Here is a 521-nt window from a genome sequence, read left to right on the forward strand (position 1 = left end):
CGGTACGGGCGGCGGCGCTTTGCTGTTTCAGCTGGCTGTAGTTGACGGCGTCGGTGTCATCGGTACCGGCGGCAACATTGGTCACTTTGTTGCCGGCGGCATTGATGCCTGACTTGGTCACACTCGGGCCACCGGTAATGGTGAGGCCGTCTGAATTCAGTTTGCTGTCGCCTGCGGTCACGCTGTCGACGGTAATGTCTTTGGCCAGTTTGAAGTCAATCTGGTTGTCGGACACGGTGGTCACGATGTTTTTGTCACTGCTGCGGTAGGCAACGGTTTCGCCCAGTTGGACGTTGTCGTCGTTACCGTTATCGGCGGCAATGTTCAGACCTTTGGCCACATTGGCGTTGGTCTCTTTCAGCTGACCGTAGTTGACGGCGTCGGTATCGTCGGTACCGTCGGCTACGTTGGTCACTTTGTTGCCAGCGTTGTTCAAACCGTCTTTGGTCAGTTTGACATCGCCTGCTTTAACGCCGTCTTGGGTCAATGCAACATCGTCGCCTACTTTCACACCGTCGTTG

The 521-nt window shown here is 55.9% G+C and carries 1 pseudogene; it reads right to left on the reverse strand.

Annotation, left to right across the window (positions count from 1 at the left end):
• A pseudogene (locus tag TW89_RS02510) lies at positions 1-521 on the reverse strand (hypothetical protein); the annotation flags it as partial.

The sequence above is a fragment of the Neisseria flavescens genome (assembly GCF_001618065.1).
Taxonomy (GTDB): Bacteria; Pseudomonadota; Gammaproteobacteria; order Burkholderiales; family Neisseriaceae; genus Neisseria; species Neisseria flavescens_A.